Below are 26,761 nucleotides of genomic sequence, written 5' to 3'. Positions count from 1 at the left end.
TGCGATGAGCGACAGCGTGTTCGTGCTGCACGCCGGAGGGACCATCGGGATGGTCGACACGCCTGATGGTCACGCTCCCGTTGCGGGTGCGCTGGGTCCCTACCTCGACTGGATCGTGGAGAGCTCGAGGGGTGACTTGCCGCCGATCGCGTTCCTGGAACTCGATCCGCCGCTCGACTCCGCGAACGCGACCCCTGATGACTGGTGTGCCATCGCTCGAGTGCTCTACGAGCACCGCTTGGACCATGCCGGCTTCGTCGTCCTGCACGGGACCGACACCATGGCCTATACGTCGTCGGCGCTCTCCTTCCTGCTCCCGTCCTTCGGCAAGCCCGTGGTCGTCACCGGTTCGCAGATCCCCGTCTCGCGAACCCGCAGTGACGGACGACAGAACTTCATCGGGGCGCTCGAGGTCGCGGCCCGCTCCGACGTGCGGGAGGTGTCCTTGCTCTTCGGCGAGCTCCTGCTCCGCGGAAACCGGGCGACGAAGATCGATGCCTCGGGACTCGATGCGTTCGACTCGCCACGTTTCCCGCCGCTCGCCGAGATCGGCATCGACATTGTCGTTCATCGCGACCTCGTTCGCACCGACGGGGGAGAGCCGGGCATCACGACGGGGCAGCTGGGGAACGTCGCAGCGATGCGACTGTTTCCCGGGTTCTCGGCGTCAACCCTGGCGAACCTGTGCAGACCACCTCTGCAGGGCCTCGTACTCGAGGCGTACGGCGCGGGCAACGGACCCTCGAACGACCGCGAGTTCCTGTCCGTCATCGACGGCGCTACCAGGGATGGCATCGTCGTGGTCGTCGTGAGCCAGTGCCTCCGCGGATCGGTGCAGCCGGGCGCATACGCCACCGGGTCGGCGCTCCTGCACGCCGGAGCCGTGCCGGGCTACGACATGACGACGGAGGCCGCCCTCGCCAAGCTCGCAGTTCTGCTCGGTCAGGACATCGAGTCAACGATGGTCGCCGAGATGATGCAACGTGACACTGCTGGAGAGCTCACCCGCCAGGCCCGACCGCGATAGCGGCTTTGTGTCCGGCGTCGCAGTGCAGACCAGCTCAGTGGAAGGTGACACTGGTGTCGTGGCCGAGACGATTCCAATCCTCCCCAGTGCTGACTTCGACGCGACGACAACGTTCTGGGCGGCTTTCGGATTCGGTGCTCGGGGGAGGTGGCCGGACTACCTGATCCTGCGACACGAGGACCTCGGCATCGAGCTGCACTTCTGGCGCGATCAGGCGGTCGACCGCTGGACGAACGATGTCGCGTGCTACGTCAGGTTGGACAGCCCCGACGAAGCGCGTGAAGTGCACGCCGGGTGGGCACAGCTGGAGGTGCCGGGGCCAGCTCGGATGAGTGCCCCCGAGAGTGAGCCATCCGGTGCGGTCGAGTTCCACATCATCGACCCACATGGAAACCTCGTCCGCCTCGGTGGCTTTCCCCAGCACGAGAGCCCGGCTTAGCAACCACCCATCGTGCCCGCCGGTCCCCTCCGTCAGACGAGTCAGGTCACCAGTCCAGCTCGTGGCACTCCCGGCTGCGCGCGGGTTCGACCTGGAGCGTCGCGTGCAGCACACCGTGCTTGTCGCGGAGCACCTCCTTGGCCCCTTCGAGCAGGTCCGGGGTCTGGGCGCCCTCGTCGGAGACGAGGTGCGCCGTGGCCACGAGCATCCCGGACGTCAGGGTCCACAGGTGCAGGTCGTGCACATCGCGGACCCCCGGGATCGCCGCCAGGTCGGTGGTGACCTCGTCGATGTCGACGCTGTCGGGGACGTGCTGGGCGAGGACCGCGAGGACCTGCCGTCCCAGGATCACCGCGCGGATCGCGACGAAGATCCCGATGGCCAGGGCGACGACGGTGTCCCAGATGGCGTTGTCCGTGGCGGCGACCAGCCATCCTGCGGCGAGCACGCCCACGGAGCCCGCTGTGTCAGCCGTCACCTCGAGGTAGGCGCCCTTGACGTTGAGCGACTCTGTGGACCCGCCGCGCAGGAGCAGCAGGGCCGCGAGGTTCACACCCAGTCCGATCGCTCCGACAATGATCATCGGGCCGGTCTGGACCTCGACCGGGTCGCCGATCCGTCCGATGGCCTCGACGACGACGTAGGACGCGACGCCGAGCATGAGCAGGACCGCCAGGCCGGAGGCAAGGATCTCTGCTCGGTAGGACCCATAGGTCCGCCGGCCGGTGAAGTCGGGGCGGGTGGCCACCGTCGTGGCGACGAGCGCGGCGCCCAGTGCCACGACGTCCGAAGCCATGTGGCCTGCGTCGGAGAGCAGCGCCAGAGACCCGGACAACAGCGCGAAGACGAGCTCGACCGCGAAGAAGGCGGCGATGAGGGCGAAGGCAACCCGCAGCCGCCACCGATGACGAGCACCGGCGTGCCCAGCTGGAGCCCCACGACCATGGGCGTGCCCGGTGCCCATCAGCTCGCCTCCCCGCTCGGACGTGAGCGTCGCTGGTCCCGCTCGTCGTCGTCCTCGACCAGCTCGCCCTCCCAGGCCTCCCGGCCCTCGTGCACGGCAAAGGCTGCGATGACGAAACCGGCCAGGGGGTCCAGCCAGGTTGCGCCCGTGAGGCTGTAGAGGCCCAGGCCCAGGAGCGTGGAGACGCTGAGCAGCACGCAGATCTTCGTCTCCGCTGCATCGGCCAGAATGAGCTTGTCACCGCCGAGCTGGAGCGCCACCCGCTGCTTGGCGGCGGCCAGGACGGGCATGACGATGATGGACGCGGTGAGCAGGACGATGCCGACGACCGACTGGTCGGGCGGCTCGTCATCCATCAGCGACCGCACGCCCTCGAACCCCACGTAGGCCGCGAGGAGGAAGAAGGTCAGGGCGACCGCCCGCAGGGTCCTTCGCTCCTTGCGCTGGTCCGCCTCGCCGTGCCGGAGTCTTGCGGCAAGCCGAAGCCCGACGAGGACGGCGACGGCCGACTCGATTCCCGAGTCGAACCCGAAGCCGACCAGTGACACCAGTCCCGCCACCAGGCCCGCGCTGATGGCCACGGCCCCCTCGACGACGTTGTAGGCGACGGTGAACTGCGCCAGACGCAGTGCCCGACGGGTCAACCGCTCGGTCTCAGCCTCGCCGAGCGTGGACGAGCCGGGGACGTTCGGGGCCAGCATTCTCTTGCGCGCCCCCAGCGCCCGGGACGGCCACGGTTCCCGATCGTCGGCAGTCATCACGCGCTCTCGGTGGCCGTGATGCCGTACCGCGGGCACAGCGTGACCGCGTCCCCGGTCAGTCCGAGGAGTCGCTCTGCCGCCGCGAAGAGGTCCATCAGCGCCTCGGGGTGGTTGAGGGAGAACACCGATGCGCGTCCCTGCGGCCGGGAACTGACGAGGCCGCAGTCCTTGAGGCAGGCAAGGTGCTTGGAGACCGTGCTCTGGGCCAGCCCGAGGTGAGCGGTCAGGTCGACCACCCTGTGCTCACCGAGGGCCAGGTGCTGAAGTATGGCGAGTCTCGATGGGTCCTGGAACCCGTGGAACAGGCAGGCCGCCGCATCGAGCGCGGACGCCCCAGCACGGACGGAGTCGGTGGCAGCCCGAGTCAGCATCGTCATATAGCGATGCTATCGCCGTTAGAGCTCTCGGCTGCTCAGGACGGTGGAGCTGTCGATCCTGAGCGTGCCGTCCTGCTCCACCAGTCGATATGCCGTCCGCTCCTCAACCACGCGACCGTCGTCGAACGTGTAGGTGAGTGTCGCCTCGACCCGTCCGCCAGATGTCGCCGTGGAGTCGCGGATGCTGACGCGCTCGATCTCGCTCCAGAACGCCTCGTACGACTCCTCGCTGCCGGCCGTGGTGCTGCGGTACCGATCGGTGAGGAGGGCGTAGCCCTCATCGGTGTCATCAGGCATCAGGGCGTAGTAGTCCTGCAGCGCCCGCACCAACCGGATCTCCTCGGGTTGCCCTGCCGCCGGGGACTCCGAGGGGACCGCGCTGGGGGACCTGGTGGCGGTTGGCGGGGAGGGCGTGGGTTCCGCCGTCGTGGTGGCGGGCCTGGTCGTCCTGGCGGATTCGGTCGTGGCGGTGGGGCTGGTCGTGACGGCTGTGGCGGACGGCGAAGGGCTGTCGGCGACCGAGGAGGTCGTGGGCGGTGCGGCAGCGGGGGTTTGGTCGTCGTTGCCAAGGAGTGCCTGAAGGGCCAGGAGACCAACGGCCGCGATGGCTGCCAGTGCGACGAGCACCGCGATCCCTCGGCGGGAGCGGCGGTCTGTGCGATCACTGTTGGCAGGTGGTGAGGTCGACGGCGTCGGGGGAGACGCAGACGAGCTGGTGGGCGCGGCGGTTTGAGCGGAGCCGGCCGAGCCGGCCAGTCCACCCGAGCCGGCCAGTCCGGCTGAGCCGGCCAGTCCAGCCGCGGCGGGGGTTCCCATCCCGACCGTCGGTGGTGTCGGTGCGCCAGCTGGACCAGCCGGCAACGGCATCGTCGTGACTGGGGGGATCGGGGCGGTTGGCTGCTCCAACGGGGCCGTCAGGTCGAGTCGTTGGAGCCACTCGACTGCCTCTGCCATCGCGGGGCGTGTCGCGGGATCGCGTTCGAGCATGGCGAGGAGCACGGGCGTGAGGGCGCCTGCCCTCGCGGGCGGGGTCAGCGGCTCGGAGGCGACCCGATGCAGCAACGCCATCGGGTTCTCGTCCGTCCCGAACGGGGGCGAGCCCTCCACGGCGGCGAAGAGGGTCGCACCCAGGGAGTACACGTCCGACGCGGTCGAGGATGGCTCACCCCGGGCCACTTCGGGCGCCAGATAAGCGGGCGTGCCGGTCAGCATGCCGGTCGAGGTCAACCGGGCATCGCCGAGCACGTACGAGATGCCGAAGTCGCTGATCTTGGCCGATCCGTCCTCGGTGATGAGGATGTTCGCCGGCTTGACGTCACGGTGCACCACTCCGACGGCGTGCGCGGCGGCCAACGCGGAACCGACCTCCGCGCCGATGAGCGCGGCCTCGTCGACGGGCAGGGTGCCGCTCTTGGCGAGCATCTCCTGCAACGTTCGGGACGGGAGGTACTGCATGACCAGGCAGGGTTGCCCCTCGTGCTCGACGACGTCGAAGACCGGTACCGCATGAGGGTGGTGGAGACGGGCGGTGATGCGGGCCTCCCGCATCGCCCGCTCCTTGGCCACCCGAGCCTCGGACTCGCTCGCGCCCGAAGGCAGGTGCAACAGCTTCACGGCGACGGTTCGTTGCAGGCGCTCATCGTGCGCGCGCCACACCGAGCCCATGCCGCCGAGACCGATGCGCTCGAGCAGGACATAGCGCCCTGAGATGACGACATCGTCGGGGCTCATTCCGGGGATCCCTCTCGTCACACGCGGTCGTGTCGCGGGTCGGACCCATGGCCCTTACCCACCTGCGTGTGGTGGGCTCACACCGTATTGCGCCGTGAGGTCTCGTCGGCGTCGCTCACGGCGCGCGCCACCGCGGCCGCCACGGCCTCGTCCGGCGTCATGGATCGCCCATGGAGCAGCTCGGCATCGATGGCGTCGTCGCCGAGGGCGGCCCGGGCCTGCCGTTCCGCCGTCTCACGCAGGGCGGGATCCGGCAGGTAGTAGCCGTACACGGATGAGCCCACCCGGTCGCGCAGGCCGTCCGAAACGCCGAGCAGCTGCGCGGCCTGGAGGTGACGTCCGCTCGATCCTTCCACCACCCCCAGGCTCTCGAGGAAGAACGACAGGTTGGCGAGGTCGCCGGTCTGCGCGGACAGCTCGATCCCCTCGGCGAGCAGCGCTCGGGCATCGTCGAGCCGGTGCTGCGCCAGAGCGGCCTGGACGAGGCCGTACAGCGCGACGTACGTCGTCAACAGGTCACCTCGGCGGCGCGCATTCGCAAGGCCGAGCTCGCACTGCCTCCCCGCCCCGGCCGTGTCGCCGCGGAGCTGGCTCACGGTTCCCAGCCAGACATGGCAGAGGCCGACGACCCAGTCCGTGGGGCCGCACCAGGCCTGCGCCGTCTCGAGCACCGCCGTGAACGCCGGCCCAGCCGTGTCGAGATCGCCCAGCGCCAGCGCGGCCAGGCCGACTCCAGCGATGGCGAAGCACAGGCCGAGCTGGTCGTCCGATGCCTGCGCCAGATCACGCGCCTGCCGCCATCGCGTGCCACTGAGCTCGAGGTGCCCTTGGGCAAAGGCCATCGAGGCGGTCACCAGCAGCGCCCGAACGCGAGTTGCCGGTCCGAGCGACAGCTCGAGCGTCGCCTCAGCGAGCCGCCGCCCCTCCAGGAGCCGGCCCCTGAGCCACCAGTAGAGCCACACCGACCAGACCATGAGCCCCGCGGTGTCCCCGTCACCGTGATGGATCCACCACTCGATGGCCGAGACCAGGTTGGCATCGTCCTGGTCGGTCCGCTTGAGCCAGAGGACCTGGTCACCGCCGCCCTCGAAGTGTGGCGCCGCCTCAGTCGCCATCGCGAGGTAGTGCTGTGCATGGTGCCGGCTCGTGGCTGCCCGTTCGTCACCCGTCAGGAGTTCCGCGGCGAACTGGTGCACCGGCTCCAGCATGGTGTAGCGCACCGACCCGTCGGGCAGCGTGGCGACGACGACGAGGGAGTGCTCGACGAGGCGCTCCAAGGACTCGAGAACCTGCGGCAGGTCAGCACCGACGCGCTCGACCGCATCGAGGGCACCACCACCGGTGAAGACCGAAAGGCGCCGGAAGAGCGCCTGTTCCGCCTCCGAGAGCAGGCGATAACTCCACTCGAGCGTCGCTCGCATCGTCCGCTGCCGCTCGGGCAGGTCCCGAGCACCGCCCTGGTCCGACGTCTCGCCGAGCCGCTCGAGGAGCATCCGTGGCGACAGCAGTCGTGCCCGAGCCGCAGCGAGCTCCAGAGCGAGGGGGATGCCGGCCAGCCGCCGGCACACCATGGCCACTGCCTCCGCATCCGCTCGAGTCGAGGCGAAGCCCGTGGACACCGCCCGCGCACGGGCCAGGAACAGGGCCCCGGCCGGGGAGGCCTCGACAGCGGTCAGATCGTGTACCTCCATGGGTAGCGCGAGCGGCTGCACGGCGTACTCGCTCTCACCCCGCAGCCGCAGCGCAGCGCGGCTCGTGGCGAGCACGACGACCGAAGGACACGTCTCGAGAACGGCCGCCACGACTGAGCCGGCGTCGGGGATCTGCTCGAGGTTGTCCAGGACGAGCAGCAGGCCGGCCCCACGCAGTGCATTGAGGACAGGCTCGTCACCACCGACCTCGACGCCCGCAACCCCCAGCGCGCGTCCGATCGCCGGCAGCATCAGCGCGGCCTGTTCGACCGCGGCCAGCTGCACAGCCACCACCCCGTCGGGGAATCGGTGCGCCGCGTTGCTGGCAGCGGCGTACGCCAGCCTCGTCTTGCCGACCCCGCCCGGACCGGTCAACGTCAACAGGCGCGTCTGCTGGTCGAGGAGTCCCCCGAGCGCGGCCAGGTCGGCCTCGCGGCCGATGAGGGGGGTGACCGGCGCCGGTAGTCCGCGAAGCGTCCCGGTCCGTCGCCCCGCGGCGCGCGTTGGCGTTCGGCTGGCGGCGGACGCCAGGAGCCTGGCGCGGTCGGCCTCGTCGAGCCCGAGGGCGTCGGCCAGCGATCGCACGGTGTGCGGGTAGGGGCGCGAGCGCACGCCTCGTTCCAGAGCGGAGATGCCGTGCGAGGTGAGTCCGGCGCGCTCGGCCAGCTCCTCCTGGGTCCAGCCGGAGACCTCCCGGAGGCGGCGCAGGAGCGTGCCGAACTTCTCGTGCGAATGCGATCCGGGCGCCGCACCGTCGGTCAGTCCCACCTCGCGCTCCACGCCGGGGAGTCTAGGAGTCGCACACCTCTCGCACAGTCGAAATCGTGTGAACAGTGTCTGTGGCCTCGGCGCCATCGACACGCCACAGTTGCCCGCGGGAGGGCGCGATCACGAGGACGCGCCGGGATCAAAGGACACCACCATGTTTCGCAAGACCGCAGCCACCCTTGCCCTGACCGTGGGCCTGGTCGGCATCGGCGCTGGCGCCGCATCCGCCCACGAGTGCTATGTGGCCAACCGTTCGGCCCAGGGCAACGCCGGGGCGAGCAACTCCGCCAACTGGTACACGCTCCACCTGGAGGAGCTCTTCCGCAGCGGCCACGAGTTCCTCGGTGGCCCAGCCCTGACGGATGCACAGGTCCAGACGGCGCTGGCCATGGCTGCCGACCAGGGCGTGCCCTCGAGCTTCACCCTCTTCGAGCGCTTCACCATCCCGCGCTCGCAGGGCGAGCTCGCGGAGGTCTCGAGCAAGTCCTCGGACGGCAAGGGCATCGACCACTTCTTCGCCAAGTACGGCGACACCATCGTCGGCGTCTTCTTCGCGGCCCAGGCCTCCTGATCGGGGGGGCGGCCCCGGCGCACGCCGGCCGCGCCACAGGGTAGGGCCGTCGACGCCGCTGACTCGGAGCGGACGCAGACGGCGGTCGGGCCGAGGCATCCACAGGGGGCGGACCGGGGCACCCGGAGCAGTCCGGGTGCCCCGTCCGGCTTCACCGAAGCGCGGCCGATCCCGCGATTGCGGCCCGCGATGTCGTGCGTGTAACGCAGCCGCGGCCCACGGCTCAGGCGGGGCGGTCCTCCCGCGTGGTGGAAGAGCCCCGTCGACGAGGGGATCGGGTCCGCGCGCGCCGCGGTGCCCTGCGTCCCGCGACCGGTTCGGAGCCGCCGGCCGGCTCCGAACCGGTCGGGGGTCCGTCGCGCCGTTCGGTGGTCGACATGAAGTCCCGCAGCACGTCCGCGAAACGGGCCGGCTGGTCGAGGTGGGGGAAGTGGCCCGCACCGTCGAAGATCTCGAGGCGGCACGTCGGCGCGACCTCGCTCAGGCGCTTCGCGTGATCGATGGGGATGACCATGTCGTTGGTCCCCCAGACCACGAGGACGGGGAGCGCAGCGAGCTCGAGGAGGTACTCGTGGGCGGCGATGGTCTGCCCGCGGGAGTTCATGACGGCGCGCGTCGTCGCCAGGAACGCCCGGCGGGCATCGGCATCGCTCAGCTCGGTGAAACCCTCCCAGGCTGCGCGGATGTCATGGCTCGCCCGCCAGCCGAAGAGTGAGAGCCCCCGGCCGACCATCTCTGCTCCACCGCGCACCCAGGGCGAGGCAATGATGGGCAGCACCCAGTCGGCAACCGGCAGCGAGGCGGCCCGCAACACGGGGCTGACCTCCCGGCCGAGCCCGCCGGTGCCGACGAGGACCAGGCGCTCGACCCGCTCCGGGAAGAGGTAGCAGAAGGCGAGCGAGATGCCGCCCCCGAGGGAGTGCCCGACGATGGTCACCCGGTCGATGCCCAGGTGGTTGATGAGGTCCCTCAGGGTGGCGGCCTGTGCGGAGGGGGAGTAGTCCCCCTCGTGCTTCTCGGAGGCGCCGTGCCCGAACAGGTCCGGCACGATGACGCGGTTGGTGTTGTCGAGACGGTCGACGAGATACCGCCAGTTTCGGTGCGAGCCGAGCAGGCCGTGGACGAACAGGATCGCCTCGCCCGAGCCACTGTCCACGTACGACAGCGTGTGGCCGTGGAGGACCACCTCCTGCGGGCGGATCTGGGTCACGACATCTCCTCAGCTCACGAACTGCTTACTCAACAGTAACCCGAGGAGCGCCGCGTGCCGCCCGGAAGGGGTCATCGTCACTCGGGTCGTGACGCGACCGAGACATGCCGCGGGGCCCGGTGGCTCAGACGGCACAGCCGTCCGGCCCGCAGGCGGCAGCGTCGTCGCCGTCCGGTTGCACCATGACGAGCGGGTTGCTCTCGCGCCAGGCCTGGTCAAGCGCCTGCGAGAAGAGCTCGGAGGGCTGGGCGCCGGAGATGCCCCACCTGTTCTCGATGACGAAGAAGGGCACGCCCCGGATGCCGAGGCTGCGGGCCTGCCGGATGTCGTCGTTGACCGCCTCGCGGTAGCGGCGGCTCTCGAGCGCGACGTTGACCTCGGTTGCGTCGAGGCCGGCCGAGGCGCCGATGGCGACCAGCACCTGTCGGTCACCGATGTCCTGGCCCTTCTCGAAGTGGGCGGAGAGCAGCGCCTCCTTGACCGTGTCGGCAACACCGTGCTCCTTGGCAAGGTGCAGCAGCTCGTGCGCCGCGAAGCTGTTGGCGACGACGAGCCCGTTGAAGTCGTACTCGAGACCCTCGGACGCGGCGGTGGACGTCACGTGGTCGAGCATCCCGCGTACCTGCCTGGGGTCCATCCGCTTGATCGTCGCGAGATAGTCGAGCTCGCTGCCGTCGAACTGCTCCGGGATCGTGGGATCGAGCTGGTAGCTGTGCCACGTCACCGTCACCTGGTCGTGGTGCGGGAACTCGGCGAGCGCCTTCTCGAAGCGGCGTTTGCCGATGAAGCACCAAGGGCAGGCGATATCGGACCAGATGTCGACGTTCATGCAAGATTCAACTGTTTACGGCCGGGGTTGCTTCCCGATGGCGAGGAAAATCTTGGTCGAAGGTGTAACGCGATCCGGTTCTCGTGCGCTGTTGGGGGTGAAAGAGGTGCCACTCGGACCCCCGAGCGAGTGGCACCTCTTCCTGTGTCCGGCGTTTCGCGTGATCAGGACAGACGTGATGCCGTATGCCGCTGGGCTCGCTCCCAGCCAACCGCGCGCTCTGCGCTCACGAGTGGGCATGATGGATGGACAGCCGACCGACGAAGGGAAGCGGCCATGCGCGACCTCGAGGTGCCTCACGTCTCCGCCCCCGCCGACCACGCGCTGCAGGAAGCCGGGATCCGCACGCTCCAGGACCTCTCCCGCCATCCGGCGTCGGCGATCGCCGCGCTGCACGGGGTCGGCCCGAAGGCGATGAAGGTCTGGGCCGAGGCCCTCGCCCAGCACGGCCTCGAGTTCGCCGAGACCGAGGCCGACGCGGAGGGGCACCCCTCGTAACAGCGCCCCGGCCCGTCAGCCGATCTCGCCGATGGAGGTCGGACCCATGATGGGCGAGTCCGCCTGGTCGACCAACGCCTTCTGCTCGACAGCGATTGCCTCAACCTGGTGCCGCCGCAGCTCTCCCGACTCGATCTGCTCCGCCCAGTGGCAGGCCACCCGGTGGTCCTTGGGGACGCCGTCGAGGTCGATGACGCGCAGCGCCGGTCGCTCCGTGTCGCACCGGGTCGGCTGACGCCATGGACAGCGGGTGTGGAAGCGGCAGCCGGAAGGTGGGTTCGCCGGAGAGGGCAGGTCGCCCGTCAGCAGGATCCGCTCCCGTTGGTCCTCGACGACCGGGTCCGGCACCGGCACTGCGGAGAGCAGCGCACGGGTGTACGGGTGCAGCGGCCGCGCGTAGAGGTCGCCGGCTGGCGCCTCCTCGGCGAGCGCCCCGAGGTACATCACCCCGACGCGGTCGCTGATGTGTCGGACGACGGCGAGGTCGTGCGCGACGACGAGGTACGTGAGGCCGAACTCGTCCTGGAGATCCTCGAGCAGGTTGATGACCTGGGCCTGCACGGACACGTCGAGAGCCGAGACGGGCTCGTCCGCGACGATGAGCTTCGGGTTGACCGACAGCGCCCGGGCGATACCGATCCGCTGGCGCTGACCGCCCGAGAACTCGTGCGGGTACTTCTTGAGCGCCGCGGGCGGCAGGCCGACCGCGGCGAGCAGCTCGCGCAGGCGCCGGCTCGCCGAGGCGCCGTCCTCGACGAGGCCGTGCGCCTTCATGGACTCGAGGAGCAGGGACTCGACCGACTGGCGCGGGTCGAGGCTGCTCATCGGGTCCTGGAAAACCATCTGGAGGTCCTGCCGCTTGCGGCGCAGCTCCTCGCCCCTGAGGCTCGCGATGTCCACGCCATCGAAGCGCACCGAGCCCTCGGTCAGTGGCTCGAGGTGGAGGATGGCCCGACCCAGGGTCGACTTGCCGCAGCCGGACTCGCCGACGAGGCCATACGTCTCACCGCGCCGGATCTGCAGATCCACGCCGTCGACCGCGTACACGTGGCCGATGACCTTGTCGAAGATGACGCCCTTCTTGATCGGGAAGTGCACCTTGACCCCTCGGACGTCGAGGAGCACGTCCGGGCGATCAGGATCCGCCTCGGCCGCGGCCCCGCTCGTGTCGCGGTCCGGGTCCACGGTCGAGGTCATTTGCTCACCTCCACGGGGTTGAAGCAGCGCAGGGCTCGACCGTAGTCCTCCACCAGCGATGGCGTCTGCTGCCGGCACGTCTCGATGGCGTTGGGGCAGCGTGGGGTGAAGGCACAGCTGCTCGTCCACGGCAGGTTGTCGGCCACCGAGCCGGGGATCGGGCTGAGCCGCTCGCCGCGACCGACCCCGAGCTTGGGGATGGACTCGAGCAGGCCGTGTGTGTACGGGTGGCGCGGGCGCTCGAACAGTGGGTGCCGCTCGGCGCGCTCGACGATGCGCCCGGCATAGAGGACGTTGACCTCGTCGCACAGCCCGGCGACGACGCCGAGGTCGTGCGTGATCATGATCAGGGCGGTGCCCGTCTCCTCGACGAGGTCCTTGAGGAGGGTGAGGATCTGCGCCTGGATCGTCACGTCGAGGGCCGTCGTCGGCTCGTCGGCGATGAGCAGGCGCGGCTCGCACGCCAGGGCCATGGCGATGAGGGCGCGCTGGCGCATGCCGCCGGACATCTGGTGCGGGTAGTCCTTCAGCCGGCGACTCGGGTCGGGGATGCCGACCTTGTCGAGCATCTCCCTGGCGACGGCCATGGCGGCCTTGCGCGACATGCCCTTGTGCCGCTCGAGCACCTCTGCCACCTGCAGGCCGACCGGGACGACCGGGTTGAGCGAGCTGAGCGGGTCCTGGAAGATCATCGCGAGGTCCTTGCCCCGCCGGTCGCGCAGCTCAGCGTCGGACAGCCGCAGCAGGTCGGTCCCGGCGAAGCGGACCTCGCCCTCGACCCGGTTGCCGCGCTTGGGCAGCAGACCCATGATCGCCAGCGACGTCACGGACTTGCCGCAGCCCGACTCGCCCACGAGGCCCACGGTCTGCCCTGGGCGGACGTCGAAGTCGATGCCGTCGACGGCGGTGAAGGGCTCCTCACCCGACCGGGTGAAGCTGACAGTGAGGCCACGCACCTGGAGCAGCGGCTCCTCGCCGCGGTAGCTCTGGCGGTCGCCTGCGCTCGTGGACGCCATGGTCTGGGACACCCCGGTCACCTCCGGCTCTTCGGGTCGAGGGCCTCGCGCAGCGACTCTCCCATGAGGGTGAAGCCGAGGGCCACGACGATGATGCACAGCGCGGGATAGATGGCCAGATGCGGGTGGCCGCCAACGAACTGCTGGGCCTGTCCGAGCATCTGCCCCCACTCGGGCTGCCGGTCGTCGGGGTTCCCGAGACCGAGGAAGGACAGGCCGGCTGCCTCGATGATCGCGGTGGCCAGGACGAGGGTCGACTGGACGATGACCGGGCCCAGCGAGTTCGGCAGCATGTGGCGGAAGACCACGGCGCGCGGCCGGACGCCCAGAGCGCGGGCAGCCAGGACGTGGTCGCTCGCCCGTTGGCCCAACATCGACCCGCGCAGCAGTCGGGCGAAGATCGGGATCTGCACCACCGCGATGGCGATGATGACCGTCGTCTGGCTGGGGCTCGCCGCAATCGCCGCGATCGAGACGGCCAGGATCAGGCCCGGGATCGAGAGCATGACGTCGACGATGCGCATGACGACCGTGTCGACCCTGCCGCCGATGGCGCCGGCGAGGGTGCCGAGAATGAGTCCGCCGATCAGGCCGCCCACGGTGGCGAGCACACCGACGATGAGGGTCTGGCGAGCACCGACGAGGAGGCGCGACAGCAGGTCCCGCCCGACCGTGTCACCGCCGAGCGGGAAGCCCGGCTGAGCCTCCGGGACCGGGTTGCTCTGGGGCCGGACCTGGTCGAGCAGGGGCTGCGCGGCCGGGTCGTGGGGGGCGATCCACGGACCGATGACGGCCAGGACGACGAAGATCAGGGTGATGGCGGCGCCAGTGAGGAATACCGGGTTGCCGCGCAGCCGCTGCCACGCGCTGGCGATGAGCGACTGCCCCTCTCCGCCTGCGACGCGGCCGGCATCCGCCACTGTGACGGTGGTGACGGTGCCCGGTGCTTGTTCAGGGGCTTGTTCAGGGGCTTTGTCAGGGGCTTTGTCAGGGGCTTCCTCAGGAGTCTGTTCAGGAGACTCGTTCACGGCAGATCACCTCGTCCTGATGCGGGGGTCGATGACGGCATAGGTGATGTCCACGACGAGGTTGACGACGACGAAGATGGCGGCCGCGGCCAGGATGAGGACCTGGAGGACCGGGTAGTCGCGCAGCTCGATACCCGACGCCAGGGCCTGCCCGATTCCCGGGTAGCTGAATACCCGCTCCGTCAGGACCGCTCCGGCGAGCAGGGCCCCCGTCTGCAGGCCGATCGTCGTGACGACGGGCAGCAGCGCGTTCCGCAGGACGTGCCTGCCGCGGATCACCCTCGAGGTGAGGCCCTTGGCATTGGCGGTTCGGACGTAGTCCTCCTCGACGACATCGAGCACCGAGGCCCGGGTGATCCGGAAGATGACGGCGAAGGGGATCGAGGCCAGGGCGATGGCGGGGAGGATGAGGTGCCGGAAGGCGTCCCACGCCGCGTCCCACTCCTGCGTGAGGATGCCGTCCAGCACGAAGAACCCGGTGACCCGGGTCGCGTCCGTCGTCGGATCCTGGCGACCGGAGACCGGCAGCCACTGGAGCTCGACCGCGAACCAGTGCTTGAGCATGAAGGCGAGGAAGAAGACGGGCACCGCCACGCCGACGAGTGAACCCATGACCGACAGGTTGTCGAGCCAGCTGTTCTTCCGCCGGGCGGCGAAGTAGCCGAGCGGGATGCCGACCGTGACGGCGAGCAGCATGGCCAGGATGCTGAGCTCGATCGTGGCCGGGAAGCGGGTGAGGAACAGGTCGAGGGAGTCACGGCCGGGGAGCACACCGGTGGACGGACCGAACTCACCCTGGGCGATGCGGGTGACGTAGTTCCAGTACTGCACGTGGATCGGCTGGTCCAGCCCGAGGGCCTGGGTCAGCTCCGCGGCTCGCTCGGGGGTGGACCGCTCGCCGAGCAGGGCCGAGACCGGGCCGCCGGGCAGTGCCCGCAACCAGATGAAGAGCAGGATCGAGAGGACCACGACCACACCGCCCATCTGCATGATGCGTCGCACGAGGTATCGCAACATGGTCAGGCGCCATCCTTTCTCACGACCGGGGGCCGTCCCAATCTTGGGACGGCCCCCGGCCGATGTGAAGTGTCCTACCTGGGAAGGCCCCGGGTGAGGATCACTTGCCGCTGACCGTTACCGTGTCGAACTCCTCGGCTGTCAGCGGGGACGCAACGAGTCCCTGGACGTTCGGGCCGACGACGATCGCCGGCGGGGAGTGCGTCAGCGGCAGAGCGGGCAGGTACATCTCCACGATGTCCTTGTTGACCTGCTCGTAGGCGGCGGCGCGCTCGGCCTCGTCGATGATCGCGTCGGCAGCCTTGAGCTTGTCGGACAGCTCCTTGCCCCACGGCTGGCTGTGGGTCTGGAAGTCGTTCAGGTCCGAGGAGAAGAAGGTGCCGATGAAGTTGTCCGCCGAGTCGTAGTCACCGGTCCAACCGACGATCCACGCGTCGAACAGGCCGTTGTCGATGCCCTCGAGGTAGCCGCCGTTCCACGGCTTCGCGACGACCGTGACCTTGACGCCGACGGCCTCGAGGTCGGTGCGCAGGGCCTCGAAGATCTTCTGCGGGTCCGGCATGTAGGGCCGCGAGACCTCCGTCGGGTAGGCGAACTGGAGCTCCAGGCCCTCGGCCCCGGCCTCCTTCAGGAGCTGCTGGGCCTTGGCCTTGTCGTACGCGACGGGCTGCAGGCTGGTGTTGTAGCCCTTGACGGTGTCCGGGATGAACTGCGTCGCGACCGAGGCGCCCTCGGGCAGCTGGGTCTGGACGAGCTGCTCCCGGTTCAGGGCGTGGTAGAGCGCCTGACGGACCTTGAGGTCGGCGAGCTTCGGGTTCTTCTTCGGGTTGAGACCCAGGTAGAGGATGTTGAACGCCGGGCGGACGAGCACCTGGTTGCCCTCGTCCTTGAGGCCCTGCCAGTCGACCGGGTTGGGCAGGTCATAGCCCTGGATGCTGCCGGCCTTGAGCTCCTGGCGACGGGTCGACTCGTCGGGCACGATCTTGAAGACGAGCTTGTCGAGCTTGGCCTTCTCGCCCCAGTAGTCGTCGTTGCGGACCAGCGTCACGGTGCCGTTCGCCTGGTCGTAGCTCTCGAACTTGAAGGGGCCGGTGCCGACCGGGTTCTGCGAGTACGCCGGGAAGACGAACCCGTCACCCTGCGCCTTGACGTCGTTCGCGTTGCCTGCATCCATGGCGGTCGGGCTCTGCATCGAGAACGACGAGAGGCTGAGCGCGGTCGGGAACTTGGAGGTGGGCCGGCTGACGGAGATGACGACGGTCGTGGGGTCGGTGACGCTGCAGCCCTGGTAGAGCGCGTCGGCGGCCTTGTCCTTGAAGGCACCCATGACGTCGGACCAGTAGGAGGCTGCGCTGCTCTGCGCCGCCGGGTTCTGGTCGAACATCCGCTCGAAGTTCTTGCAGACGGCGTCGGCGTTGAAGTCGGTGCCGTCGTGGAACTTCACCCCGGTACGGAGCTTGAAGGTCCACTTGAGACCGTCCTCGGACGGCGTCGGCATCTCGGCCGCGAGCTCCGGCTCGACCTCGGCGCTGCCCGGCTTGATGCCGAGGAGTCCGTCGAAGATCTGGCGCGTGACGCGGAACGTCTCGCCGTCCGTGGCGTAGAAGGGGTCGAACAGCTTCGGGGCTCCAGCGGCACCAAAGGTGAGGGTGCCACCGCTCGCGCCGCCGCCTTCGGTGGCGCCGGGAGTCTCGGCGTCGCGTTCGGACTGGGCGCATGCCCCGAGGGCCAGCGCGACGGTCGCGAGGATCGCGACCGGGGCGGCCTTCCGGAAGAACTTCATGTTTACCTCGCTCTAGTGCGAAGGCGGCCCTGGAGTGGGCCGGCCAAGAGGAGACCTTCCACGGCAGCAGATGGCGCCGCCGCGACCGGCTGGGGATGAACCTAGATCAGATTGCAGGGGAAATCCCACATCGCGGACAATGTTTATCCGTCCGATACGCAACCGCGCATGGACGACTGATCCCACACCGTCCGTCGCCACCCTGAGCCGGTATGACACGATCGGTGGCGCCATGAGCACCGACGACCCGGCCACGGGGGGACAGGACCCGGGCTCGTCGCTGCTGCTCGTCGTCGGCGCCGCCATCGTCGACGACCTCGACCATCCCACTCGGCTGCTCGCCGCGCGCCGCACCGAGCCCTCGGCCCTCGCGGGTGGGTGGGAGCTGCCCGGCGGCAAGGTCGACCCGGGGGAGTCGCCGCTGTCCGCGCTCCACCGGGAGGTGCTCGAGGAGCTCGGCGTGACGATCCGGCTCGGCGCCCACGTCCCCGGCCCCCTGCCCGGCACGACGTGGGCGCTCGGGGACCGCTACGAGATGCTCGTCTGGACGGCGGAGGTGGCCGAGGGCGAGCCCGCACCCATCGAGGACCACGACGAGCTGCGGTGGCTCGGCCCGGGCAACCTGTACGACGTGGCCTGGCTGCCGGCCGACCTGCCCATCGTTGGTGCGCTCGCAGCTCGGCTCGGCGGTGCGTTCAGCAGCACCGCCAAATCCTGAGAGACTGTCCCCCATGCCCTTGCAGACCCGCGCGGACATCCGCAACGTCGCCATCGTCGCCCACGTCGACCATGGCAAGACCACCCTGGTGGACAAGATGCTCTGGCAGTCAGGGGCCTTCGGCGAGCACCAGCACGTCGACGAGCGAGCGATGGACTCCGGGGACCTCGAGCGCGAGAAGGGCATCACCATCCTCGCGAAGAACACTGCCGTGCACTACCGCGGCAAGGCATCCCGCGAGCGTGGACTTGCCGACGGGGCCACCATCAACATCATCGACACCCCGGGTCACGCCGACTTCGGCGGCGAGGTCGAGCGGGGCCTGTCGATGGTCGACGGGGTCGTCCTGCTCGTCGACGCCTCAGAGGGCCCGCTGCCCCAGACCCGCTTCGTCCTCCGCAAGGCACTCGCCGCGAAGATGCCCGTGATCCTGTGCATCAACAAGGTGGACCGGCCGGACTCGCGCATCGCCGAGGTCGTCGACGAGGCCTACGAGCTCTTCCTCGACCTCGACGCCACAGAGGACCAGATCGACTTCCCGATCGTCTACGCCTCCGCCAAGGCGGGCCGCGCCTCGCTCAACCGGCCGGAGGACGGCGGCCTGCCCGACGGCGAGAGCCTCGAGACCCTCTTCGCGACGATCCTCGACACGATCCCGGCACCGACCTACGACGACGAGGCGCCGCTCCAGGCCCACGTGACCAACCTCGACGCGTCGAACTTCCTCGGGCGGCTGGCCCTGCTGCGCGTCCACAACGGGACGATCACGAAGGGCCAGCAGGTGATGTGGTGTCGCCGCGATGGCTCGCAGCAACGGGTCAAGATCACGGAGCTGCTCATGACCGAGGCGCTGGAGCGCAAGCCGGCCGACAGCGCCGGGCCAGGGGACATCATCGCCGTGGCGGGCATTCCCGAGATCACCATCGGTGAGACGCTCGCCGACGCCGAGAACCCGGTGCCGCTGCCGCTCATCACCGTCGACGAGCCGGCCATCTCGATGACGATCGGCACCAACACCAGCCCGATGGTGGGGCGGGTCCGCGGCTCCAAGGTGACGGCGCGGATGGTCAAGGACCGGCTCGACCGGGAGCTGGTCGGCAACGTGTCCCTGCGGATCCTGCCGACCGAGCGTCCCGACGCCTGGGAGGTGCAGGGTCGCGGCGAGCTCGCCCTCGCCATCCTCGTCGAGCAGATGCGCCGCGAGGGCTACGAGCTGACCGTGGGCAAGCCGCAGGTCGTCACCCGCGAGGTCGACGGCTCGATCCACGAGCCCGTCGAGCGGCTCACCATCGACACGCCGGAGGAGTTCCTCGGGCCGATCACCCAGATCCTCGCCGCGCGCAAGGGCCGCATGGAGCAGATGACCAACCACGGCACCGGCTGGATCCGCATGGAGTTCCTCGTGCCGTCGCGCGGCCTCATCGGTTTCCGCACCGAGTTCCTCACGGAGACCAGGGGCACCGGTATCGCCCACCACGTCTTCGAGGACTACGAGCCGTGGTTCGGCCCGATCACGACGCGGACCAGCGGCTCGCTCGTGTCCGATCGCAGCGGAGTCGTCACCGCCTACGCCATGGTCAACCTCCAGGAGCGCGGCACCCTCTTCGTCGAGCCGACGACCGAGGTCTACGAGGGCATGATCGTCGGCGAGAACTCCCGATCCGACGACATGGACGTCAACATCACCAAGGAGAAGAAGCTGACCAACGTGCGGTCCTCGACCGCGGAGAGCTTCGAGAAGATCGTGCCGCCTCGCAAGCTCAGCCTCGAGCAGTGCCTGGAGTTCTGCCGTGAGGACGAGTGCGTCGAGGTCACCCCCGACGCCGTCCGCATTCGCAAGCTCGTCCTGGACGCCACCGACCGTTCTCGCACGGCCGCCCGCGCGAGGGCGGCGGCGAAGGCGGGGGTCTGACTCCGCCGTGCACCGCTCGTTCCCACTCCGCCTCCGCCGGGTCGGCACCGCCGCGGCTGCGGTCCTCACGTTGGCCGGTGCCGCAGCGTGCACGCCGGAGGACATCGTCGGCTCCAGGCCGGCCGTCGGCACGGGTGGGGCCACCGCCACGGTTGGACCGCCACAGGGCGGCGGCACGCTCGAGGTCCTCGTCGCCGGAGACATCACGACATGGGATCCCCAGCTGATGTACGTCGGTCCGGAGGCGTTCTTCGCCCAGCGGACGTTCGTGCGGACCCTGACGACCTACGGCGCCGGCGAGGACGAGAAGGAGCTCGTCGGGGACCTGGCCACTGACACCGGCACGGCGTCGAACGGCGGCAGGTCCTGGACGTTCACGCTCCGCAACGGGGTCAAGTGGGAGGACGGCAGCCCGGTGACGTGCGAGGACATCCGGCACGGCGTCGCTCGGACCTTCGACCGCACCACCCACATCGCAGGCACGAACTACGCGAGCTACCTGCTCGACGTGCCGACGAAGGTCACCACCGAGGGCCTCGAGAAGCCGGTCTACACCGGCCCAACGGACCAGAAGGACGCCAAGTCCTTCCGCAAGGCGGTCGTCTGCAAGGACCGCCAGATCACCTTCAACCTGCGTGCTCCGGAGCGCGATTTCTCGCACATCGTCGCCCTGCCCGAGTTCGCGCCCCGCAAGGCGACGGCCGACTCGAAGGAGGCCAAGGCGTCGGTTGCCGTGTTCTCGACCGGGCCCTACCGGCTCGACGGCTCCTGGGATCCCCAGAAGGGCGGCTCGTTCGTCCGCAACGAGCACTGGACGCCCGAGTCCGACCCCGTGCGCAAGGCCTACCCCGACCGGATCGCCGTGACGGCCGGGCTCACCGAGGCCACCGTGATCGAGCGGCTGCTGAACCAACAGGGCAGCGACGCCCAGGCGGTGTCGTGGGTCAAGGCCTCACCCACCCTGCGCAACCAGGCCGGCACGGCGCTTCGGGCCAGGATGACCTTCCCCTACACGGGCAGCGTCGACTACCTCGCGCTCAACATGCGCAGCCCGGTGATGTCCAAGGACGTCGTGCGCAAGGCCTTCGCGCTAGCGACGAACCGGGCGACCTACGTCACGGCCAACGGCGGCGACGGGGCAGGGTCGCCGACGTGGTCGGTCCTCGGGCCGAGTGTCAGCGAGGCGGGCCTCACGCCCCCCAAGGGCGCTCGCGTCGAGGGAGACCCCGACGCGGCACGCGCCCTCCTCGAGGAGGCGGGCGTCAAGCTGCCCGTCAAGGTGCGCGTGGTCCACGCCGAGTCGCGGCTGATCGACAAGGCCTACGCGGCCCTCGAGGCCGGCTGGGAGCGCGCGGGCTTCGACGTCGAGCGCACGGCGGTGCCCCCCGAGGAGTACTACAAGACGATCGAGAAACCGTCGGCCGGCAAGGACTACGACGTCTTCCGCGGGTCCTGGCTGCCCGACATCCCGTCCGCGAGCGCCGTCCTCCCAGCACTCTTCGATGCGCGCATCAACATCGACTCCTCCGGTCCGGGCCAGGACGTCGGCTACTTCGAGGACAAGGCCGTGGCCAAGCTCATGGACCAGGCACAGGTGACGGTCGATCCGGTCAAGCGCGCGGTGGTGTGGGCCAAGGCGGACGCCCACATCCGCGAGCGCGGCGGTTACGTCGCGCTCGCGGCGACGAAGGTGCTGCACGTCCACGGCTCAGGCGTGTTGCACTACGACGACCACGCCGTCGGCGGCATCGTCGACCTCGCCACCGTCGCCCTCCGCTGATGGGGCCGGACCCGGCGAACGCGTCCCGAGCAGTCCGCCCGATGGAGCAGCCGATGACCCGTCGTATCGTCCTCGTCCACGCCCACCCCGACGACGAGACGCTGACCTGCGGCACGACGATGGCCCACCACGCGGCGCGGGGGGACGAGGTCCACGTCGTCACCTGCACTCTGGGCGAGGAGGGCGAGGTCATCCCGGCGAACCTGCGGCACCTCGAGGGCCATCCCGCCGACCTGCTCGCGGCCCATCGCCGGGGAGAGCTGTCCGCAGCGCTGGCCGCCCTCGGGGCGCACGGTCACGTGCTCGGTGAGAACGGCCTCGGCGCCCGCCGCTATCGGGACTCCGGCATGGCAGGGTCCGCGGCGGCCGCTCGCCGGGAGGCCTTCGTCAACGCCGACCTGAGCGAGGCGGGTGCGGCCCTTGCCGGCCTGCTCCGCGACCTGCGGCCGGACGCGCTCGTCACGTATGACCCCGACGGTGGCTACCGTCACCCGGATCACATCCAGGCCCACCGGCTCACCCGGGCCGCCCTCGACGGGCTCGCCGACGGCGAGCTCCCGACGCGGACCCTCGAGATCCGGACCCCTCGCACCTGGGCGGAGCAGGACCGCGCCTGGACCCGGGAGGCCGACTCAGCGGCATACGGCCTCGTCGTCCTGGCACCGGAGGACACCCATCCTCCGTCGGTGGTGGACGACGACGAGATCACGCACGTCGTGGAGGACCCGAGCACGCGGGCGAACAAGCTCGCCGCGATGCGGGCGCACGCCACCCAGGTCATCGTCGCCACCGACGACCTGCATGCGCTCTCGAACCTGATCGCGCGGCGGACCACCGACCGCGAGGCGTTCCGGCAGGTCGACCCGCGGACGTGGGAACCGGTGCCGATCGCCGCCCGGCGTCCCGGACCCGTCGCGGACCTCATCGGCTGACCGATTCGAGCCCCAGCCGTTGAGCGTGCAACCATGTCTCGACCCGGAACAGGCCACGTCCGGTGGGGCCGTCGCGACTCCCACTCGGATATCGTGCGCGCTGACGACCTCGCCCCGCACGGAGAACCCATGGCCCTGAACGACCAACGCGCCACCATCATCCGGCTGGCCATCGCCGCCGCAGTCCTGGTCGGCGGCTACGTCGGACTCGCCGCGTGGTCGGCGCAGCACCTGCCATCCGCGGTCTCCGTCGGCGGCATCCCGATCGGCGGGCTCACCGAGGATGAGGCCGAGGACACCATCGCCACGAGGTCCGAGCCCCTGCTGGCCACTCCGATCTCCCTGACCGTGCCCGGCCGGGAGAAGCCGGTCGCGGTGGTGCCCGGCGAGGCCGGCTTCTCGGTCGACGCGGCCGGCACGCTCGACGGCCTGACCGGCTTCAGCCTCAACCCGGTCACGATCTGGAGCCGGCTCGTCGGCTCCGTCGACGCGCCCCTGGTCACTCAGGTCGACGACGACGTGCTGACGGCACGGCTGTCCAAGCTCGCACCGTCGGTCGCGACGAAGCCGACCGAGGGTTCGGTGACGTTCCCCGACGGCAAGGTCAAGGTCACCGCGCCGGTGGCAGGCCGCACGCTCGACGTCGCGGGCACGAAGCTGGCACTGCGGAAGGCGTTCCCGCACTCGACGACCGTGACGGCCGCCGTCACACCCGTCGAGCCGCAGGTCAGCGGCGAGGTCATCGCCGCGGCGGCCCGGGAGTTCGGCGAGAAGGCGATGTCGGGGCCGATCACGGTCGTCGCCGGAGAGGCCACGGCCGAGCTCCAGCCGGAGGACTTCGCTCCCGCCGTCAAGATGGTGCCGGACGGCGACGGGGGCCTCGCGCCCCAGTTCAACAAGAAGAAGCTGACCGCCCTCGTGTCGGACAGCGTCGACGTCTCCACCACAAAGGCGAAGGACGCCACGTGGACCCTCGAGGGCGGCCGTCCCAGGATCGTCCCCTCGGTCGACGGCACGGCGGTCGACGAGTCAGCGATCGCCGACGACGTCATCACCGCGATGACGGCGCCCGAGCGGCGCGTCGAGCTCAAGGTCGTGACGAAGGAAGCGAAGTTCACGACCGAGGACGCCGAGAAGGCCGGCGTCAAGGAGGTCATCGTCGACTTCGCGTCGCCGTTCCCGACCAGCGACACCTCGCGCACGCAGAACCTCATCGTCGCGAGCCGCACCATCAACGGCACCTACCTCGCACCGGGAGAGACCTTCAGCCTCAACGGGATTCTCGGCGAGCGGACCACGGCCAAGGGCTACGGGGACGGCACGGTCATCATCAACGGCCGGCTCACGCGGGGCACCGGAGGTGGCATCTCCCAGGTCTCCACGGTGATCTACAACATGGCCTACTTCGCCGGCGCCCAGATCCTCGAGTTCACGCCGCACGCCTTCTTCATCCCGCGCTACCCAGAGGGTCGGGAGGCCACGGTCCACTGGCCGAGCGTCGACAACAAGTGGAAGAACAACACCCCCTACGGGATGCTGCTGCAGACGTGGGTGGCCGACGGCAACGTCCACGGACGGGTGTGGAGCACCAAGCACTGGGACGTCAAGTCGGTCAAGGGAGCCCGTCGCAACGTCGTGGAGCCCAAGACGATCCGCGACGACTCCCCGACGTGCTACCCGCAGCAGGCCAACGCCGGCTTCGATGTCACGGTGACGCGCCAGTGGTTCAAGCCCGGCTCGTCAACCCTCGTCAAGAGCGAGGCCGTGCACACGCACTACATTCCCGAGCACGAGATCATCTGCACCGACCCCAACGCGAAACCCTGAGTTTCGCTGGGGGACAAGAGACCTGCCGTATGCCGCTGAGCTCGCTCCCGCTGGCCCCGTGGCCCCAGCCCTGCCGACCCCTCCTGGTCGAGCGTGCAGTACGGGTCAGGCGGCGGGCTGGACGAGGTAGGTGTACTGGTGGTGCACGGTGAAGCCGAGTCCTTCGTAGAAGGCGATCGCGCGGTCGTTGTCCTCAGACACCTGCAGGTAGACCGCCGGCAGGCGGTTCTCCCGCGCTGTCGTCGCCACTGCCGCCATGACCCTCCGGGCGAGACCCTGACGGCGGTGGTCGGGGTGGACCCAGAGTCCGAAGACGCCGGCCCAGCCGGGATGGAGTGTGAGCCGCGCGACCGCGACGATCCGCCCGTCCGTGTCCTCGCGGATCGAGAGGAACAGCTGCCGTTCACTGCCGGTGAGGACCGCCTCGGTGACTCCGGGCACGGGCGTGCGGCCCTCGCTGTAGGCGCTGAGCCACTCCTCGGAGAGGGTTGCGTCCGCGACGACGTGCGGTGCGCTGCCGCCCTGGCTTGCGATCCCGGCCAACGGGCCGGTCATGACCAGAACCCTGGACCAGTCGAGTCGCCCGCCGCCGATCGTGTAGCCCCGCTCGAGGAGGACGTGCGCCACGGGATGGTCGGCGATGGTGAAGCCGACCGGGCCGTTGACCTGGAACATCGTCGTCTGGTCGCGCTCGGCGTACCACCGCTCGCAGTGGTCGATGGCGACGTCGACGGGCATTCCGGGATCGCCGACGACGAGCACGGAGTTGGCCCGTCCGGTGTAGCCCGGGGCCGACCGCAGCAGCCACGACCCGCGCCGGGCCTGCTCGACCGCCACCCAGCCCTGGGCAGTCACCAGCGCGAGGTCGTCGACGGACACGCGTAGGTGGGCCGGGCCGGGGCGCGTCGCCGGTGGGGGGACGGGCTTGGCGGCGACGACGTCGCGACGGGGCACGGCGACGAGGCCGCGCCTCGTGTCGATGACGAGGACATCGTCGGTGCGCTCGGCGAGGCGGCCGATCACGTCGGTGGCGCCCGCCTCAGGTGTGTCGACCAGGCGCTGGCGCACGACGACCCGGGTGCCCACGGTCAGCCGGCTGGACGGGTCCCCGGCTCCCGTCCCAGCGTTGGGGCGGTGCGGGTCGCGGCCGGTCATTCCGGCATACTAGGCCGAGCACAACCCTCGCTCTCATCGCTCCTGTAGGAGGTCCGGTTCTCCATGACCTACGTCATCGCCCTGCCCTGCGTCGACCTGAAGGACAAGGCCTGCATCGAGGAGTGTCCGGTCGACTGCATCTACGAAGGGAGGCGCTCGCTCTACATCCACCCGGACGAGTGCGTGGACTGCGGTGCCTGTGAGCCGGTGTGCCCCGTCGAGGCGATCTACTACGAGGACGACGTGCCGGAGGAGTGGGCCGACTACTACAACGCCAATGTCGAGTTCTTCAACGACCTCGGCAGCCCGGGTGGCGCCGCCAAGCTCGGCATGATCGACAAGGACCACCCGCTGGTCGCGGCCCTGCCGCCGCAGGAGCACGACGAGTGAGCCGGGGGTGATCGACCGCTCCCTGCCCGACTTCCCATGGGACTCGCTCGCGCCCCACAAGGCGCGAGCGAGCGCGCATCCGGACGGGATCGTCGACCTGTCGGTCGGCACCCCGGTCGACCCCACGCCGCCCTTCATCCGCACGGCGCTCGCCGAGGCCGCCGATGCCCCCGGCTACCCCGTGACCGTGGGGACGACAGAGGTTCGGCAGGCGATCTGCGAGTGGTTCGAGCGCCGTCGGGCGGTGCCGGGGCTCGACCCGTCGCAGGCCATCCCGACGATCGGCAGCAAGGAGCTCGTGGCCTGGCTCCCGACGCTGCTCGGCCTGGGCCCTGGCGACATCGTCGGCATCCCCGAGGTCGCCTACCCGACGTATGACGTCGGTGCCCGGCTCGCCGGCGCCTCGAGCGTCGTCGCCCAGTCACTGACGCGTCTCGGGCCACTGACCAGGGCGACCACGCCGAAGCTGCTGTGGCTCAACAGCCCCAGCAACCCCAGTGGCCAGGTCCTGGGCGTCGAGCACCTGGCCAAGGTCGTGTCGTGGGCGCGCGAGCACGGCGTCGTCGTCGCGAGCGACGAGTGCTACGCGGAGCTCGACTGGCGTCCCGGGCAGCTCGGCCGAGCCACGCCGAGCGTGCTCCACCCCGACGTCTGCGGTGGTGACCACACGGGACTGCTCGCCGTCTACTCGCTCTCCAAGCAGTCCAGTCTGGCCGGCTACCGAGCCGCCTTCGTCGCCGGCGACGCGGAGCTCGTCGGGCGGATCCTCGAGGTCCGCAAGCACGCGGGGATGATGATGCCCGGGCCGGTCCAGCACGCCATGACGGTCGCGCTCCGTGACGACGCGCACGTGGCGGACCAGCGCGACCTCTACGGGTTGCGTCGCGAGGTGCTCCTCGACGCGGTTCAGCGAGCAGGCCTGCGGGTCGACCACTCCGAGGCGGGTCTCTACCTCTGGGCCACCCGCGAGGAGGACTGCTGGGTAACGGTTTCCGAGCTGGCAGATCGCGGCATCCTCGTCGCTCCGGGCAGCTTCTACGGCCCTGCCGGGCACCAGCACATCCGGATCGCACTCACGGCGACCGACGAGCGGATCAAGGCGGCGAGCAACCGCCTCTGATCGGGTGTGGCGCCGCCAGG

General features: G+C 69.9%; 24 protein-coding genes. 11 read left to right on the top strand and 13 right to left on the bottom strand.

Annotation, left to right across the window (positions count from 1 at the left end; genetic code table 11):
* Positions 1–1,027: asparaginase domain-containing protein (locus VJN29_RS04315; protein WP_324142348.1), on the top strand; the 1,027-nt coding region annotated here is incomplete at its 5' end.
* Positions 1,028–1,085: 58 nt separating this feature from the next.
* A complete protein-coding gene (locus VJN29_RS04310; protein WP_324142347.1) occupies positions 1,086–1,466 on the top strand; it encodes a VOC family protein in 381 nt (126 codons plus the stop codon).
* A gap of 46 nt (positions 1,467–1,512) precedes the next feature.
* Here VJN29_RS04310 and VJN29_RS04305 read toward each other — a convergent pair whose 3' ends face one another.
* The 5 genes from VJN29_RS04305 to VJN29_RS04285 form a co-directional block, all read right to left on the bottom strand.
* Entirely contained in the window at positions 1,513–2,430 is a 918-nt protein-coding gene (locus VJN29_RS04305; protein WP_324142346.1) for a cation diffusion facilitator family transporter, read from the bottom strand.
* A complete protein-coding gene (locus VJN29_RS04300) occupies positions 2,430–3,188 on the bottom strand; it encodes a cation diffusion facilitator family transporter (RefSeq protein ID WP_324142345.1) in 759 nt (252 codons plus the stop codon). The genes VJN29_RS04305 and VJN29_RS04300 overlap by 1 nt, the downstream gene beginning before the upstream one ends.
* Positions 3,188–3,568, bottom strand: coding sequence for an ArsR/SmtB family transcription factor (locus VJN29_RS04295; protein ID WP_414654320.1), 381 nt, complete (start codon positions 3,566–3,568; stop codon positions 3,188–3,190). Before VJN29_RS04295 ends, VJN29_RS04300 begins: the two co-directional genes overlap by 1 nt.
* An 18-nt stretch (positions 3,569–3,586) precedes the next feature.
* Complete coding sequence (locus VJN29_RS04290) at positions 3,587–5,299, bottom strand: serine/threonine-protein kinase (RefSeq protein WP_324142344.1); 1,713 nt, start codon at positions 5,297–5,299, stop codon at positions 3,587–3,589.
* Positions 5,300–5,376: 77 nt separating this feature from the next.
* Positions 5,377–7,770 (bottom strand): ATP-binding protein, encoded by a 2,394-nt coding sequence (locus tag VJN29_RS04285; protein WP_324142343.1) that lies wholly within the window; start codon positions 7,768–7,770, stop codon positions 5,377–5,379.
* 142 nt (positions 7,771–7,912) lie between these two features.
* Here VJN29_RS04285 and VJN29_RS04280 point away from each other — a divergent pair, with 142 nt between their 5' ends.
* Positions 7,913–8,329, top strand: a complete 417-nt coding sequence (locus VJN29_RS04280; RefSeq protein ID WP_324142342.1) for a hypothetical protein — start codon at positions 7,913–7,915, stop codon at positions 8,327–8,329.
* A gap of 223 nt (positions 8,330–8,552) precedes the next feature.
* Here VJN29_RS04280 and VJN29_RS04275 read toward each other — a convergent pair whose 3' ends face one another.
* Both VJN29_RS04275 and VJN29_RS04270 read right to left on the bottom strand, forming a co-directional pair.
* Complete coding sequence (locus tag VJN29_RS04275; protein ID WP_324142341.1) at positions 8,553–9,539, bottom strand: alpha/beta hydrolase; 987 nt, start codon at positions 9,537–9,539, stop codon at positions 8,553–8,555.
* Between the two features lie 124 nt (positions 9,540–9,663).
* Positions 9,664–10,368 carry a DsbA family oxidoreductase gene (locus VJN29_RS04270; protein ID WP_324142340.1) on the bottom strand — a complete coding sequence of 235 codons (705 nt, stop codon included), beginning with the start codon at positions 10,366–10,368 and terminating at the stop codon, positions 9,664–9,666.
* A 276-nt stretch (positions 10,369–10,644) separates the two neighbouring features.
* Here VJN29_RS04270 and VJN29_RS04265 point away from each other — a divergent pair, with 276 nt between their 5' ends.
* A complete protein-coding gene (locus VJN29_RS04265) occupies positions 10,645–10,866 on the top strand; it encodes a hypothetical protein (protein ID WP_324142339.1) in 222 nt (73 codons plus the stop codon).
* A gap of 15 nt (positions 10,867–10,881) precedes the next feature.
* On the opposite strand, the gene VJN29_RS04260 is transcribed toward VJN29_RS04265, so the two are convergent.
* The 5 genes from VJN29_RS04260 to VJN29_RS04240 form a co-directional block, all read right to left on the bottom strand.
* Entirely contained in the window at positions 10,882–12,063 is a 1,182-nt protein-coding gene (locus VJN29_RS04260; RefSeq protein WP_324142338.1) for an oligopeptide/dipeptide ABC transporter ATP-binding protein, read from the bottom strand.
* Positions 12,060–13,079 carry an ABC transporter ATP-binding protein gene (locus VJN29_RS04255; protein ID WP_324142351.1) on the bottom strand — a complete coding sequence of 340 codons (1,020 nt, stop codon included), beginning with the start codon at positions 13,077–13,079 and terminating at the stop codon, positions 12,060–12,062. Before VJN29_RS04255 ends, VJN29_RS04260 begins: the two co-directional genes overlap by 4 nt.
* A gap of 17 nt (positions 13,080–13,096) precedes the next feature.
* On the bottom strand, positions 13,097–13,999 hold the full coding sequence (locus tag VJN29_RS04250; RefSeq protein ID WP_324142337.1) for an ABC transporter permease: 903 nt from the start codon (positions 13,997–13,999) through the stop codon (positions 13,097–13,099).
* Between the two features lie 114 nt (positions 14,000–14,113).
* Positions 14,114–15,124, bottom strand: coding sequence for an ABC transporter permease (locus VJN29_RS04245; protein WP_324142336.1), 1,011 nt, complete (start codon positions 15,122–15,124; stop codon positions 14,114–14,116).
* A 100-nt stretch (positions 15,125–15,224) separates the two neighbouring features.
* The gene (locus VJN29_RS04240) at positions 15,225–16,907 is read right to left on the bottom strand and encodes an ABC transporter substrate-binding protein (RefSeq protein ID WP_324142335.1); all 1,683 of its coding nucleotides are present in this window, start codon (positions 16,905–16,907) and stop codon (positions 15,225–15,227) included.
* A 232-nt stretch (positions 16,908–17,139) separates the two neighbouring features.
* Between VJN29_RS04240 and VJN29_RS04235 the strand changes: the two genes are divergently transcribed.
* The 5 genes from VJN29_RS04235 to VJN29_RS04215 all read left to right on the top strand — a co-directional run bounded on the left by VJN29_RS04235 (position 17,140) and on the right by VJN29_RS04215 (position 24,076).
* Positions 17,140–17,625, top strand: a complete 486-nt coding sequence (locus VJN29_RS04235; protein ID WP_324142334.1) for a (deoxy)nucleoside triphosphate pyrophosphohydrolase — start codon at positions 17,140–17,142, stop codon at positions 17,623–17,625.
* 13 nt (positions 17,626–17,638) lie between these two features.
* Positions 17,639–19,537: a translational GTPase TypA gene (gene typA, locus VJN29_RS04230; RefSeq protein WP_324142333.1), complete on the top strand. Its 1,899-nt coding sequence runs from the start codon at positions 17,639–17,641 to the stop codon at positions 19,535–19,537.
* A 7-nt stretch (positions 19,538–19,544) separates the two neighbouring features.
* On the top strand, positions 19,545–21,317 hold the full coding sequence (locus VJN29_RS04225) for an ABC transporter substrate-binding protein (RefSeq protein ID WP_324142332.1): 1,773 nt from the start codon (positions 19,545–19,547) through the stop codon (positions 21,315–21,317).
* A 53-nt stretch (positions 21,318–21,370) separates the two neighbouring features.
* Entirely contained in the window at positions 21,371–22,249 is an 879-nt protein-coding gene (gene mshB, locus VJN29_RS04220) for an N-acetyl-1-D-myo-inositol-2-amino-2-deoxy-alpha-D-glucopyranoside deacetylase (RefSeq protein WP_324142331.1), read from the top strand.
* A 129-nt stretch (positions 22,250–22,378) separates the two neighbouring features.
* Positions 22,379–24,076, top strand: a complete 1,698-nt coding sequence (locus VJN29_RS04215; RefSeq protein ID WP_324142330.1) for a VanW family protein — start codon at positions 22,379–22,381, stop codon at positions 24,074–24,076.
* A gap of 105 nt (positions 24,077–24,181) precedes the next feature.
* Here VJN29_RS04215 and VJN29_RS04210 read toward each other — a convergent pair whose 3' ends face one another.
* Positions 24,182–25,231: a GNAT family N-acetyltransferase gene (locus VJN29_RS04210; protein ID WP_324142329.1), complete on the bottom strand. Its 1,050-nt coding sequence runs from the start codon at positions 25,229–25,231 to the stop codon at positions 24,182–24,184.
* Positions 25,232–25,294: 63 nt separating this feature from the next.
* Between VJN29_RS04210 and fdxA the strand changes: the two genes are divergently transcribed.
* Complete coding sequence (gene fdxA, locus VJN29_RS04205; RefSeq protein WP_324142328.1) at positions 25,295–25,621, top strand: ferredoxin; 327 nt, start codon at positions 25,295–25,297, stop codon at positions 25,619–25,621.
* A gap of 7 nt (positions 25,622–25,628) precedes the next feature.
* On the top strand, positions 25,629–26,741 hold the full coding sequence (dapC, locus tag VJN29_RS04200) for a succinyldiaminopimelate transaminase (protein WP_324142327.1): 1,113 nt from the start codon (positions 25,629–25,631) through the stop codon (positions 26,739–26,741).
* Positions 26,742–26,761: the final 20 nt, after the last annotated feature.

The organism is Intrasporangium sp. (genome assembly GCF_035280925.1).
Classification (GTDB): Bacteria; Actinomycetota; Actinomycetes; order Actinomycetales; family Dermatophilaceae; genus Intrasporangium.
The sequence above is the reverse complement of the archived record's forward strand: the minus strand, read 5'-3'. Positions and strand labels throughout refer to the sequence as shown.